Source organism: Amycolatopsis ultiminotia, assembly GCF_039536925.1.
In the GTDB taxonomy this organism is placed as follows: Bacteria; Actinomycetota; Actinomycetes; order Mycobacteriales; family Pseudonocardiaceae; genus Amycolatopsis; species Amycolatopsis ultiminotia.
Genome location: NZ_BAAAZN010000004.1, coordinates 462,765 through 476,564, shown reverse-complemented (window position 1 = coordinate 476,564; position 13,800 = coordinate 462,765). Strand labels below are relative to the sequence as shown.

General features: G+C 70.3%; 11 protein-coding genes and 1 pseudogene. 3 read left to right on the top strand and 9 right to left on the bottom strand.

The annotated features are described in order from the left end of the window. Nucleotides 1-149: 149 nt before the first annotated feature. Nucleotides 150-959 (bottom strand): uroporphyrinogen-III synthase, encoded by an 810-nt coding sequence (locus ABD793_RS12680; protein ID WP_344859024.1) that lies wholly within the window; start codon nucleotides 957-959, stop codon nucleotides 150-152. After that, nucleotides 952-1,929 carry a helix-turn-helix transcriptional regulator gene (locus tag ABD793_RS12675; RefSeq protein ID WP_344859022.1) on the bottom strand — a complete coding sequence of 326 codons (978 nt, stop codon included), beginning with the start codon at nucleotides 1,927-1,929 and terminating at the stop codon, nucleotides 952-954. The genes ABD793_RS12680 and ABD793_RS12675 overlap by 8 nt, the downstream gene beginning before the upstream one ends. Nucleotides 1,930-1,992: 63 nt before the next feature. On the opposite strand from ABD793_RS12675, the gene ABD793_RS12670 reads away from it, so the two are divergent. The 3 genes from ABD793_RS12670 to ABD793_RS12660 are packed head-to-tail and all read left to right on the top strand — an operon-like array spanning nucleotide 1,993 to nucleotide 4,496. Continuing rightward, on the top strand, nucleotides 1,993-2,391 hold the full coding sequence (locus ABD793_RS12670) for a DUF3224 domain-containing protein (protein WP_344859020.1): 399 nt from the start codon (nucleotides 1,993-1,995) through the stop codon (nucleotides 2,389-2,391). Nucleotides 2,392-2,402: 11 nt separating this feature from the next. Further along, nucleotides 2,403-3,524: a DNA glycosylase AlkZ-like family protein gene (locus ABD793_RS12665; protein ID WP_344859017.1), complete on the top strand. Its 1,122-nt coding sequence runs from the start codon at nucleotides 2,403-2,405 to the stop codon at nucleotides 3,522-3,524. 9 nt (nucleotides 3,525-3,533) lie between these two features. Then, nucleotides 3,534-4,496: a prenyltransferase/squalene oxidase repeat-containing protein gene (locus ABD793_RS12660; RefSeq protein WP_344859014.1), complete on the top strand. Its 963-nt coding sequence runs from the start codon at nucleotides 3,534-3,536 to the stop codon at nucleotides 4,494-4,496. An 80-nt stretch (nucleotides 4,497-4,576) separates the two neighbouring features. Here ABD793_RS12660 and ABD793_RS42665 read toward each other — a convergent pair. The 7 genes and pseudogenes from ABD793_RS42665 to ABD793_RS12625 all read right to left on the bottom strand — a co-directional run. Further along, nucleotides 4,577-4,730, bottom strand: a pseudogene (locus ABD793_RS42665) (SUMF1/EgtB/PvdO family nonheme iron enzyme); the annotation flags it as partial. 142 nt (nucleotides 4,731-4,872) lie between these two features. Continuing rightward, nucleotides 4,873-6,000, bottom strand: a complete 1,128-nt coding sequence (locus ABD793_RS12650; protein WP_344859010.1) for a uroporphyrinogen-III synthase — start codon at nucleotides 5,998-6,000, stop codon at nucleotides 4,873-4,875. Next, a complete protein-coding gene (nirD, locus tag ABD793_RS12645) occupies nucleotides 5,997-6,338 on the bottom strand; it encodes a nitrite reductase small subunit NirD (protein WP_344859008.1) in 342 nt (113 codons plus the stop codon). Before nirD ends, ABD793_RS12650 begins: the two co-directional genes overlap by 4 nt. After that, entirely contained in the window at nucleotides 6,335-8,839 is a 2,505-nt protein-coding gene (gene nirB, locus ABD793_RS12640) for a nitrite reductase large subunit NirB (protein ID WP_344859006.1), read from the bottom strand. Before nirB ends, nirD begins: the two co-directional genes overlap by 4 nt. 2 nt (nucleotides 8,840-8,841) lie before the next feature. Next, the gene (locus ABD793_RS12635) at nucleotides 8,842-10,197 is read right to left on the bottom strand and encodes a nitrate/nitrite transporter (protein WP_344859004.1); all 1,356 of its coding nucleotides are present in this window, start codon (nucleotides 10,195-10,197) and stop codon (nucleotides 8,842-8,844) included. Between the two features lie 37 nt (nucleotides 10,198-10,234). Further along, complete coding sequence (locus tag ABD793_RS12630; protein ID WP_344859002.1) at nucleotides 10,235-11,653, bottom strand: FAD-dependent oxidoreductase; 1,419 nt, start codon at nucleotides 11,651-11,653, stop codon at nucleotides 10,235-10,237. Beyond that, a complete protein-coding gene (locus ABD793_RS12625) occupies nucleotides 11,650-13,692 on the bottom strand; it encodes a molybdopterin oxidoreductase family protein (protein WP_344859000.1) in 2,043 nt (680 codons plus the stop codon). The genes ABD793_RS12630 and ABD793_RS12625 overlap by 4 nt, the downstream gene beginning before the upstream one ends. Nucleotides 13,693-13,800: the final 108 nt, after the last annotated feature.

Here is a 13,800-nt window from a genome sequence, read left to right as displayed (position 1 = left end):
ACGGCGTCGCGCGTTTCACCCGCCCAGCGCAGCTCCACCGGCGACGATGCGCCTCCGCCAGCTCGGTACTGCTTCGCCGGGCCAACGCCCTTCGCGAACCTCACCAACCCGGCGCCGCTTCGCCGGCCGCCGACCCTGCTTCGCCGGCCTCACCGGCCCAACGTCGCCACCAGTAGTTTCACCAACGCGCCCAGTCGCTGGCGTTCGGGTTGCAGCGTGCGGATTCCCGCGGTCTCCAGCGGTGCCGCCGTCATCGGTCCGACGCACGCGCAGACGACCGTGCCTTCGCGTAGTGCCGAACGTAGTTCAGTGCCTCGGCCGAAGTCGTCCGCGAGGCCGAGGAAGTTGGTCGCGGCCGGGGCGCTCGTGAAGACCAGTGCTTCGAGTTCACCCGCGAGCACGTCGTGGATCAGGGAGCGCACCGGTTCGGTGTCCGGCGGCGAGTGCCAGCGGTAGGGCTGCACCGCGACCACCGAAGCCCCGGCCGCGGTGAGCGGGTCGATGAACTCCGGCAGCGCCGTACCGTGCAGCTGCACCGCGACGCGCGCACCGGCCACCCCGGCCGACGCGAGTGCACCGAACAGCTCGTCGTTGCGCTCCCCTGGCGCCGAGTACTCCTCGCGCAGCCCAGCCCCACGCAACGCACCCACCGCTTTCGGGCCGCGCGCGAAGATGCGTGACGCAGCCAGTGCCTCGAGCAGGGCGTCCCGGCGCCCCCAGCCTCCGGCGGCGTCCAGCCAGCCGCGGAACCCTGCTCCGGTGGTGATCGCGGTGAAGCCGACCGGCGCGGCGAGCAGGTCCTCGGTGCCACGACGCAGCTGTGGGTCGTCGTCGAGCGGGACGATGGTGATCGTCGGCGCGTGCTGCACCTGCGCGCCGTACCGGACCAGGGCGCCGATCAGGTCGTCCGCACGGCGCTCGGCCGTGACCCCGAACCGCACGCCGTCCAGCTCACCCATGAATCCTGCTCATCTCCTCGATCGCGCCGGCCAGTTCCGCCCGCAGGTCCGCGGGTTCGAGCACCTCGAGGTGCGGGCCGAACCGCAGCAGCTCGCCGATCGCCGGTTCGCCCGGTTCCACCGGCAGCCGGATGGTCAGCCAGCCATCGTCGTCGGGTTCCGCCCCGGCTTCGACCGCCTCCCGCAGCGCGCTGGCACCGACACTGCCCGCGTAGAACGGTACGAGAGCCTGTGCCCGCGGGGACAGCCGCACCGTCGCAGTCCGCGGATACATTCGGCGTTCGAACTGCGCGGACCACTCCTGCCAGTAACGGGAGAGGTCGAATCCGGCCGGTCGCTCGAAGTGCTCGCCGAGGTCGGTCAGCTCGCGGATGCGGGAAATCCGGTACGTGCGCTCGGTGCCGGCGCAGCGTGCGGCGAGGTACCAGTTGCCCGCCTTGAGGATCAGGCCCAACGGCTCGAGGACGCGTTCGACCACGCGTGGTCCCCACCGTTCGTAGCGAACCCGGATCCGGCGGGCCGACCACACCGCGTCGGCCACCGCGGCCAGCGACGGCAGGCTTTCGATGCCCCGATGCCAGCCCGGCACGTCGAGGTAGAACCGCTCGGCGATCCGCCCGGCCCGGCTGCGCAGCTCCGGGGGAAGCGCCGCGGACAGCTTCAGCTGGGCAGCCGCCAGCACCGTGCCCAGCCCCAGCTCCGCGGCCGCGGACGGCAGCCCGGCCAGCGACAACGACTGGGCCTCCTCCTCGGTGAGGCCGGTGAGCCGCGTCCGGTAACCGGCCACCAGCTGGTAGCCGCCGTGCCGCCCGCGGTCGGCGTACACCGGCACGCCGGAGGCCGACAGCGCCTCGATGTCGCGGTACACCGTGCGCACCGAAACCTCCAGCTCAGCGGCCAGTTCCTCGGCCGTCATCCGGCCCCGGTCCTGCAACAGCAGCACCGCGGTGAGCAGACGGCCGGCACGCATGGCGCCAAGTATGACCGAAATACCTGCCATAAGATGACAAGTATCCCTGGTGGAGTGACCGGTATGAACACCTTCAGCGTGACGAAGTGGGACGAACACGTGGCCAGCGGCGAGGCGACCGGCCAGCGGGTGGCCGTCGTGCACGCCGCGATGACCTACGCCGGGGAATTCGAGGGCGAATCGACCGGCGACTACCTGCTGTACTACCCGGGTGCGGGTGATGACGGCGGGAGCACGACGTCACCGGGCTTCGAACGGTTCGACGGCACCCTCGCGGGCCGCCGCGGAACCTTCCTGGTCCGGCACGAGTGGAGCTTCGACCCGGTGGGCATCCGCTCGGCGTTCGAGGTGGTGGCGGGTTCCGGGACCGGCGAACTCGCCGGGCTCACCGGCACCGGCAACGTGCACGGAGTACTGGGCGAACCCACCGTGTCCTACGCCTTCGACCACCGGATCGGCTGAGGAGAGCCACTATGCTGGACGTGTCGCGTGAACAGGCGCTCGCCTACCGGATCGCCGAGCACGGGCTGCACCGCGAGGGCACCGGCACGCACGAGCTGCCGCTGCTCGACCTCGGGCTCCAGGACAGCATGCGTGACACGGCCCTGCTCTCCCTCGCCGCCCGCCGGTCCGGCCCGGTCACTCCGGAGTCGCTTGTCGACGATCCGCGGCTCGTCCTCGTGTGGTCGCACCGCGGTGCGCCGCACTTCCACCGCCGGGCCGACATCGCGGAGCTGACGGCGTCCCTGGTCCCGCTCGGCGATGCGGATGCACTGGCGCGAATGGTGTGGCAACAGAAGGAATTGCGCGAGGCGGGCCGGTCCGCAGTGGACATTCTCTTCGAGACGGCGCGGGCGATCCGCAAGACGGTGACCCGGCCGATGACCAAGGGCGCGGCGAGCACCGCGATCACGAAGCTGCTGCCGCCCGCGTTCTCCCGCTGGTGCCGCCCCTGCGGGACAACGCACGTACACGAGCAGTTGATGCGGCTGGCGACCCTGCACGGCGGGGTACGGCTGGAGGCCGGCCAGTCCCCGGCGACGCTCGCCCCGTTGGCGGACCGCGGACGGCTGTCGACACGTCCGGTGCCCGACGCCGTCGCCCGAGTGCTGGAGCGGTACTTGCGGTTCAACGGTCCGGCAACGCCGGGGGACGCGGCCGGGTTCACCGGCTCCGCCCGCGCGTGCGTGACGGAAATCTGGCCGACGGAACGGCTCACCGAAGTCCGCCTCGCCGGGCGGCGCACGTTCCTGCCGACCGACCGGCTACCTGCGCTGGAAAATCCGCCGACGCCGGCCGGCGTGCGACTGCTGCCGCCGCTGGATCCGTTCACCCAGTGCCGGGACAAGGCGGTGCTGGTACCGGACAAGGGCCGGGCCAAGGAGATCTGGAAGATCCTCGGCAGCCCCGGTGCCCTGCTGGTGGACGGTGAAATCCTGGGCATCTGGCGTACGAAGGCGACTGGCAAGCGGCTGACATTCACGGTGACCGCGTTCGATCCGCTGCGCCGCGCAGACCGTGACGCCACCGAAGCCGAGGCCGCACGGGCCGCGACCGCACGGGGATACCGAGACATTGCGGTCAACTGGGCTTAAAGTCAGCCCATGACGTCCGACGCTGTGCTGACCTGGCTGCTCGACTCCGATCCGGCGTTGCGCTGGCAGGTCGAACGGGACCTGGCCGGTGCACCGCCGCCGGTCTGGACGGCCACCAGGGCGAAGGTGGCAACCGAGGGGTTCGGGGCGCGGCTGCTGGAACTTCAGGAGCCGGACGGCCAGTGGGCGGGCGGTGCGTACTTCCCCGCCGGTTTCGCGTCCTCGCCGGAGAAGAACGGTCAGCCCTGGACGGCAACCACCTGGTCACTCGACTCACTGCGGGAATGGGGCCTGGACCCCGCGGTGCTGCGCGAACGCCGCACTGCCGAGCTGCTCGCCGCGAACAGCCGGTGGGAATACGACGATCTGCCGTACTGGGGCGGAGAAATCGACTGCTGCGTCAACGCCTGGACACTCGCGAACGGCCTCTGGCTCGGCGCGGACGTCACCGGGCTCGTCGACTGGTTCGTCGAACACCGGCAGCCGGACGGTGGTTGGAACTGCGAATGGGCCGAGGGCTCGAAGCGCTCGTCGTTCCACTCGACCCTCAGCTCGCTCAAGGGCTTGCTGGCCTACCACAGCATGACCGGTGGGACGGAAGAAACCCGTGCCGCGCAACGGTCCGCCGAGGAGTACCTGCTCGAACGCCGCCTCGTCCGCCGGCTTTCGACGGGTGCGCTGGTGGGTCCTTGGGTGGATGCCTTCAGCTACCCGTTCCGGTGGCTCTACAGTGGACTCAACGCCTGCTCGTACTTTCGCGAGGCAGCACTGCTGGACGGCACCGCACCGGACCCCCGGATGACCGAGGCCGTCGAACGCATCCGCCGAGCCCGGCAACCGGACGGCACGTGGCGCCAAACCGGACGACTACCCGGCGACGTATGGTTCGAAGTGGACGTTCCGGCAGGCGAACCGTCCAAATGGCTCACCCTGCACGCAACCCGCGTCCTGGACTGGTGGGACGGCCATTGAGCCGTAGCGGAGGTCCACCGACCTTCGACCACACCGCCTGGACACCCCGCCGCCATCATCCCGGCCAAGTACAGCCGGCCTTTGGCCGGCCGGAAACCGACGTCGTCCACGCGGTAGTCCGGGTGGTTGCGGCGGCGGACCGACACCCGGCAGCTCCACCGTTCGTCCACCCAGCCGCCGCCCTTCAGAACCCGGTACCCGCCGTAGCCGGACGGGTTCGTACCGGTCCCAGCACACCGGCGTAGTCCGCGAGCGTGACCGGGGCCGGTGCCAGCTCGAACGCCGCCACCTCGACCGTCCGCTTGCGTTGCGTCCGCCGGTCGGACAGGGTCACCCCGCCCGGCGGGATGGCGACCATCCGCACAGCTACCGGAGGTCAGCCACCGCGCACCGTGGTGTCGCCGGAACTCACCGCCAGCCGGTAACCGCGTTTCACCACCGTCTGCACCACGCCGTGGCCGCCGAGCGACGTGCGCAGGCGGCCGATCGCGGTTTCCACCGCGTGTGCTTCGCCGCCGGACGGGAGTTCCGCGGACAGTTCGCGGCGGGAGACGACCCGTCCGGGCGTGCGGGCCAGTGCACGCAACAACGCCATCGGCGCGGGCGCTATCTCCCGCCATTCACCGTCCACAAGCGCCCCGCTGCCGCGCAGTTCGAGGTGGTGTTCCGCGGCGCACAGCCGAGGCGAGCGAGCCACCAGCGCCTCCGCCACGGTCCGCGCCAGCGCACCGATCCGCGATCGCTGCGGCTGAACCGTCGGCACGCCCAGCGCGGCCAGCGGCCCGGCGGTGATCGGGCCGACACAGGCCACGACCACCCGGGTCGAGAGCACCTGCACCAGCGCCGGCAGCCGTCCGGTGCGGCGGGCCATCGCCAAGGCCGACGCCGCAGCCGGCGCACTCGTGAACGGCAGCGCGTCCACCGAGCCCTCCAGCACCGCGTCCAGCAACCGGTCCAGCGGCGCCGGATCGGCCGGACCCACCCAGCGGTAGACCGGAATCTCGATCACCTCCGCGCCGGCCGCACGCAAGGCATCCACGAAGTACGGGAGCGGCTCGCCGTGCAGCTGCACCGCCACCCGTCGTCCGTCCACACCGGACTCGATCAGATGGTTCAGCAGTTCGGCGTTGCTCTCCGAGGCCGGCGAGTAGTCCTCCGAGAGACCGGCCGCGCGCAGGGCACCGGTCGTCTTCGGGCCGCGTGCGAGCAACGACGCCTGCGACAGCCGGTCCAGCAGCGCCTCGCCAAGACCCCAGCCCTCGGCCGCCTCCACCCAGCCGCGGAAACCGATCCCGGTCGTGGCCACCACCAGGTCCACCGGCGAGTCGAGCAACCGCGCGGTGGCGGCGTGCAGTTCGGTGTCGTCAGCCAGCGGTACGATCCGGATCGCCGGGCCGTACCGGACTTCGGCGCCCTTGCGCACCAGCAATGCGCCGAGCTCCTCGGCACGGCGCGCAGCGGTGATCCCGGCGACGAAACCGGCCAGCGGGCGGACTTCGCTCACCGAGCGCTCACCTCGACCGTCCCCGCCCGCACCCGGACCTGGTACACCGGAACCGAAACGCCTTCGACGTCAAGGCACTGTCCATTTCGGAGCATGAACCGTTCCTTGTAGACCGGCGACGTGACCACCGGCTCTCCCCCGGCGTCGCCGACGATGCCCCGGGACAACACCGCCGCAGCACTGCACGGATCCCAATTGGACAGTGCGAACCACTGCTGTCCGGGCAAGTGGAACACCGCGACCTGGCTACCTTCGACGAGTGCCGCGACTCCGGAGAACTCCGGAACCCGGGTGGCCGGACACACTGCCGTCCAGGTTCGTTCGAGGGACACCGTCATCGTCGCACCTCCGGAACACCCAGCAGGACCGGGACTTTCTGTTCCCGCTCCGCACGGAACGAGATCGAGGGATCCGGCGTGCCGGGCGCGTTGACGAACGAGCTGAACCGCGCCAGCTTCTCCGGATCCGCCAGCACCCCACGCCATTCGTCGGTGTAGTTGTCCACGTGCTTGGCCATCGCCGCGTCCAGGTCCTCGCAGATGCCCAGGCTGTCGTCCACGATCACCGCCCGCAGGTGCTCGAGCCCGCCTTCCATCTCCTCGATCCACGGCGCGGTGCGCTGCAGCCGGTCCGCGGTACGCACGTAGAACATCAGGAACCGGTCGATCGTCCGCACCAGCGTCTCAGTATCCACATCAGACAGAAGCAACTCCGCGTGCCGTGGGGTGGCACCGCCGTTCCCGCCGACGTAGAGGTTCCAGCCTTGTTCGGTGGCGATCACGCCGAAGTCCTTGCTCCGCGCCTCCGCACACTCCCGCGCACACCCGGACACCCCGGACTTGATCTTGTGCGGTGCGCGCAACCCTCGGTAACGCAGCTCCAGTTCGATCGCGAGCGCCACGCTGTCCTGCACCCCGTAGCGGCACCACGTGGACCCCACGCAGGATTTGACCGTACGCAACGCCTTCCCGTAGGCGTGGCCGGACTCGAAGCCGGCATCGACCAGCCGCCGCCAGATCTCCGGCAGCTGGTCCACAGTGGCCCCGAACAGGTCGATCCGCTGTCCGCCGGTGATTTTCGTGTACAGCCCGAAATCCTGCGCCACCTCGGCGATCACCATCAGCTTCTCCGGGGTGATCTCACCGCCGGGAATCCGTGGCACCACCGAATAGCTGCCGTTGCGCTGGAGATTCGCGAGGAACCGATCGTTGGTGTCCTGCAGGGTCGCCTGCTCACCGCCGAGGATGTGCCCGTTGCCCAGCGTCGCCAGGATCGACGCCACGGCCGGTTTGCACACCGCGCATCCGGTTCCGGTGCCGTACCGGCTGATCACCTCGCTGAACGTGGCCATCCGGGTCGCCCGGACGATCTCGAACAATTCCGCTCGCGACTGCGAAAAGTGCTCGCACACCGCCTTCGACTGCTCGACCCCGCAGGCGTTGAGCAGTTTGGTCAGCGTCGGCACGCACGACCCGCACGATGTTCCCGCCCGGGTGCAGGCCTTGAGCTTGCCGACCGAATCGCAACCGTCCTCGGTGATGGCATGGGTGAGCGTGCCCTTCGAAACACCGTTGCAGGAACAGATCTGTGCCTCGTCCGGCAACGCGTCGACGCCGACCCCCGCGCCGCCGCCGGCCGGCGCGAGCAGTGCTCCCGGATCCGCGGGCAGCGGACGGCCGACCAAGGCACGCAACGTGTGGTAGTCCGCCGCGTCACCGACCAGGACACCGCCAAGCAGGGTTTTCCCATCGCCGGTGACCACGAGCTTCTTGTAGGTGCCCGATACGGCGTCGTTCACCGCGACTTCGAGCGCACCCTCCGTGGCCGCGTGTGCGTCGCCGAAGCTCGCGACGTCAACGCCCATCAGCTTCAGTTTCGTCGCCGTATCCGGTTCGGGGAACGTCGCTTCGCTGCCGGTGAGCCGGGCCGCAACCACCTCGGCCATCGCATAACCCGGCGCCACGATGCCGTACACCCGGCCATCGACAGCCGCGCACTCACCGATCGCGTAGACCGAAGGATCACTGGTACGGCAGGTGGCGTCGACCAGCACGCCACCGCGTTCACCCACCGAAAGGCCGGACGAGCGGGCCAGATCGTCGCGTGGCCGCACTCCGGCGGAGAAGACCACCAGGTCCACATCCAGTTCGGTACCGTTGCCGAGCCGGGCCAGCAGCCGTTCGCCGTCCGGCACGAGTGCGTCCGTGGACGTTCCGGTGTGCACAGTCACGTCGAGGTTGGTGATGAGCCGGCGCAGGAGGCCACCGCCGCCCTCGTCGACCTGCAACGGCATCAGCCGAGGCGCCATCTCCACGACGTGCGGGGAAAGTCCCATGTCCCGCAGCGCCTTCGCCGCTTCCAAGCCGAGCAGGCCACCGCCGATCACCACTGCTGCCCGACGGCCACGGCCAGGGCGCTGTGCGGCCGCACGGATGGCGTCGAGGTCCTCGATCGTCCGGTAGACGAACACCCCCGGCAGATCCCGGCCCGGCACCGGCGGCACGAACGGCCGAGAGCCGGTGGCCAGCACCAACGTGTCGTAGGGCTGGACGTACCCGGAAGCCGTGGTCGCGGTCTTGGCTTCACGGTCCACCGCCACCACTGCGTCGCCGAGGCGCAGTTCGACGGCGTCGTCCTCGGCGTAGGCCGAACCAGGCAGGGCGAGCGCGGCCGGATCCCAGGTGTCCACGTAGGACGTGAGCGCCACCCGGTCGTAGGCGGGCCGGGTTTCCTCGGCCAGCACGACGATCTGCCACGCGCCACCGGTGTCCGCCTCGCGAACGGCCTCGACCAGCCGGTGCGCGACCATGCCGTGCCCGGCGATCACGAGAGTGGGCATGATCAGACCTCCGCTCCGGCCAACGCCACTTGCGCACGCACCGCTGGCTTGCGCAGGTAAACCACCCAGGTCACACCCACGCACACGGCGTAGAAGACCAGGAAGCCGATGAACGCCGGTGCCCCGCTGTGCGCGCCGGCGAACGACTGCCGGAACGCGAGGTTGATGAACAGCCCGCCCAGTGCACCGAGTGCCCCGGCGAAGCCGATCAACGCACCGGAAAGCCGACGTGCCTTGCGCAGTTCTGCCGCCTCGTCGGCACCGGCGTCGATCGCCGCCTTGGCCTTCATCCGGAAGATCGCCGGGATCATCTTGTACGTCGACCCGTTGCCGATCCCGGTCAGCACGAACAGCACGATGAACGCCACGGTGAACAACGCGAGCGAATTCGCCGATGAAGCCAGCACGAGCACCACCGTGGCCAGTGCCATCGCACCGAACGTGCCGAAGGTGATGCGAGCGCCACCCTTCCGGTCGGACAGCCAGCCACCCAGCGGGCGGGAGAGCGAACCGAGCAGCGGGCCGAGAAAGGTCACCGCCGCGGCCTGCAGTGGTGTGCGGCCGAACTGGTTCTGCAGCACCAGCCCGAACGCGAAGCTGTAGCCGATGAACGAGCCGAAGGTGCCGATGTACAGTACGGACATCACCCAAGTATGTCCATTTCGGACTATTGCACGCATGGCCCTGGTATCGCCGCGCACGGTCGAGAGGTTGTCCATGAACAGTGCGGCGCACGTGGCGGCGACGACGATCAGCGGGAGGTAGCTGTAGAGCACGATCCGCGGTGCGGTGGCGCCGGCAAGTCCGATCACGAGCAGCCCGACGAGCTGGATGACTGCCACGCCGAGGTTGCCCCCGCCTGCGTTGAGACCGAGCGCCCAGCCCTTGTGGCGCTCCGGGTAGAAGGTGTTGATGTTCGTCATCGACGACGCGAAGTTGCCACCGCCGACGCCACCGAGTGCGGCCATCACCAGGAAGGTGCCCAGCGAGGTACCGGGATGCAGCACGATCGCGGTGAGCGCAGTCGGTACGAGCAACAACGCGGCACTGATGACGGTCCAATTGCGACCGCCGAATTTCGCCACCGCGAAGGTGTAGGGCAGCCGCATGATCGCACCGATCAGCGTCGGAGTGGACACCAGGAGGAACTTGTCCGCCGCGGAGAACCCGTAGTCCGGGCCCATGAACAGCACGATGACCGACCACAGTGTCCAGATCGAGAATCCGATGTGCTCGGCGAACACGGAGAACCACAGGTTGCGCCGGGCGATCTGCTTCCCGGTGCGCTCCCAGAAACCTTCGTCCTCGGGGTCCCAGTGGTCGATCCAGCGGGCGCCTCGGTGGGCCGTCGCGGTCATGGCGTCCTCCTTTGTGGCCTTTGTGGACTGCAGGGGCTCACTGCGCAGCCAGCCAATCGGCGACCGCGCCCACCGTGTCGCGGCAACTGCCGCAACCGGTGGTGGCACGGGTGGTACGGGCGAGTGCCGCGGCGTCCGTCGCGCCGCCGCGCCAGGCTTCGACCAGACGCCCCTTCGTCACCGCATTGCAGCGGCAGATCAGGGCTGACGAGGGCAGTTCGGCCGGACTCGTCGCGGTCGGCGCGCCTGCCGGCATCGAGCGCCCGAGCAGGACGGCAAGCCGGTCCTCGGGCACCGGAGTGCCGCGGTCGTGGAGCTGGGTCACGGTCGCGGCCGCGTCGGGCAGGCCGAGCAGGATCGCACCGGTCACCCGGTTGTCCCGGATGACGAGCTTGCCGTAGCGCCCGCCGGACGGGTCGTCGAGCGTGAGCACTTCGGCGTCTTCGGCGCTCGCGTGTGCCTCGCCTAGCGCGGCGAGATCGATGTCGCGCGCCTTGAGCCGGGTGACCGCAGCGGTGCCGTGGTACCTCGCGGCCGGATCGGTGCCGGTGAGCAGATCGGCGAGAACCGCGGCCTGTTCCCACGCAGGCTGCACAAGCCCGGCCGGAGCACCCGCGTGCCGCGCACAGTCCCCCAGCGCGTGAATGCGCCCATCGCTGGAGCGCAGCAGGTCGTCCACGACGATCCCGCGGTGCACGGTCAGCCCGGCGGCCTCGGCCAGCCCGGTCTCCGGCCGCACCCCGGCGGCGACCACCACGAGGTCCGCGGGCACGAAAGTGCCATCGTCCAGTTTGAGCCCGTCGCCGGGCAGGTGCCGCGCCGCAGTCACCTCGAACCGGAAGCTCACGCCGAGGTCGGCGAGCCTACGCGCGAGCACCCGTCCGGCGGCGGCGTCGATCTGCCGCTCCAGCAGGTGCCCCCTCGGGTGGACCACGGTGACGTTCGCGCCACGTCCGGCGAGACCGCGCGCCGCCTCCAGCCCCAGCAGCCCGCCGCCGAGGACCGCGACCGGCGCGCCGGGACGAGCCGCGGCCAGGATGCGGGTGCAGTCGTCCAGCGTCCGGAACGCAACGACCTCCGGGCCCGGTTCCAGCCCCTCCACCGGCGGAAGCCACGCAGCCGCGCCGGTGGCGAGCACCAGCGCGTCGTAGCTGAAGGAACCCGTCGCGGTCGCCACCTGCCGTCGTGCGGGGTCGAGACCGGTCACCGGCGAATCGAGCCGCAGATCGACGTTCGAGCGTTCCGCCCATCCCTCGTCGTGCAGCCGCACAGTGTCCGCGTGCAGACCACCGGCGACCACAGCGGACAGCAGCACCCGGTTGTACGCCGGATGCGGTTCGGCGCCGAGCACGGTCAGCCGCACGCGCTCGGCTTCCGGATCACGACGGCGGATCTCGTCGGCGAGCCGGGCGCCGGCCATGCCGTAACCGACGACCACCACGTGCCGGGCGTTCATGCGTCCGCCTTCGACAGGGAAACCGCGCACACCTTGAACTCCGGCATCCGGCTCACCGGGTCGAGCGCCGGGTTCGTCAGCAGGTTCGCCCGCGCAGAACCGGGGAAGTGGAACGGCAGGAACACCAGATCCGGCCGCATCGAAGCAACGCAGCGCACCTTCGCGAAGGTCTCCCCGCGCCGCGAACGCACCACCGCGCGTTCTCCGTCGGCGAGCCCGGATCGGGCGGCAGTGTCCGGGTGGACCTCCACGAAAGCCTCCGGGACCACCGCGGTCAGCTCCGCGATCCGGCGGGTCTGCGCACCCGACTGGTAATGCTGAAGCACTCGTCCGGTGGTGGCCTGCAAGGGAAATTCTGCGTCGGGTGGTTCTGCCGGTCCACCGTGGTCGACCGCGACGAAACGGGCCCGGCCGTCCGGGTGGGCGAAGCGGTCGAGGAACATCCGGGGGGTGCCGGCATGGTCCTCGGCAGGCACCGGCCAGTGCAACGCCTCTCCGGAGCGCAAACGCGCGTAGCTGACCCCGGAGTAGTCCGCCGCCCCGCCCTTCGACGCGGCGCGCAACTCGTCGAACACCGTCTCGGCGACCGTCGGGAACCGCTCGGCAGGCTGTCCGAGCCGGGTCGCCAGACCGCACAGCAGCGCCAAGTCGGTGCGCACCCCCGGCGGTGGATCGAGTGCCTTGCGGCGCAGCAGGATCCGGCCTTCGAGGTTGGTGAGCGTGCCGTCCTCCTCGGCCCACTGCGTCACCGGGAACACCACATCGGCGAGCGCGGCAGTCTCCGAAAGCACGAAGTCGGCCACCACCAGGAGATCCAGTGTGGACAGTCGATCTTGGACCCGCTGCGAACGGGGCGCGGAGACCACGACATTGCTGCCGAACACCAGCAATGCCTTCGGGCCCTCGTCCTGCCCCAGCGCGTCGAGCAGTTCGGTGGCCGAACGTCCCGGCCCCGGCAGGCTTTCCGGGGGCACTCCCCACACCCGGGCCACGTGCTCGCGCGCCGCCGGATCGTCGATCCTGCGGTACCCGGGCAGCTGATCGGCCTTCTGCCCGTGCTCACGACCGCCCTGGCCGTTGCCCTGCCCGGTGAGGCACCCGTAGCCGGAGCCGGCCCGGCCGGGCAACCCCAGCGCGAGGGCGAGGTTGATCCACGCACCGACGGTCGCCGTGCCGGTGGTGTGTTGTTCGGTGCCGCGGGCGGTGAGCACGTAGGCATTTCCGGCCTGCGCCAACAGCTCCGCGGCACGACGCTGATCCGCGGCGGCGACGCCGGTCACCCGTTCGACCCGCTCCGGCCACCACGTCGCGGCAATCCGCCACGCCTCGTCGAACCCGCCGGTTCGAAGGTCTACAAAGGACTTTTCCAGCTGCCCCTCGGCAACCACGGCGTGCAGGATGCCCAACGCCAGCGCGAGATCCGTACCCGGTGCCGGAGCCAGGTGCAGGCTCGCCTGCTCCGCGGTCGGCGTGCGGCGCGGATCGACCACGATCAGGTCCGCACCACGCAGGTGCTGCATGAACGGCGGCATCGTCTCGGCCGGGTTCGCCCCGGCCAGCAGCACGACGTCCGCGCCGGCCAGATCGGTGACCGGGAACGGCATCCCGCGGTCGACGCCGAACGCGCGCAGGCCCGCGGCGGCCGCGGACGACATGCAGAACCGCCCGTTGTAGTCGATGTTCGAGGTGCCCAGCGCGACACGGGCGAATTTCCCGAGCTGGTAGGCCTTCTCGTTGGTGAGGCCGCCTCCGCCGAACACCGCAACCGCATCGGCGCCGTGGTCCCGGCGCAGCCCGGCCAGCCGATCGGCGACCAGGTCCAGTGCCTCGTCCCAGCTCGCCGGACGCAGTTGCCCGCCGCGGCGGACCAACGGCGTGCTCAGCCGGTCCCCGGCACGCAGCAGTGCGCCGGACGTCCAGCCCTTCTGGCACAGCCCACCGGCGTTGACCGGGAACTCGCGCGGTCCGACGCTGGTCCCGTCAAGGCGCATCCCGCACTGCAGAGCGCAGTACGGGCAGTGCGTGTCGACGTGCGGCACGTGCGCTCCTCGGGGTCGGCGATGGCCCGACCGTAAGGAGAGCGTGTTACCTGGAAAGACGCCGAATGTTTCCGCGAGTTGACATCGGACGCGCTGCGCGCGCGACCC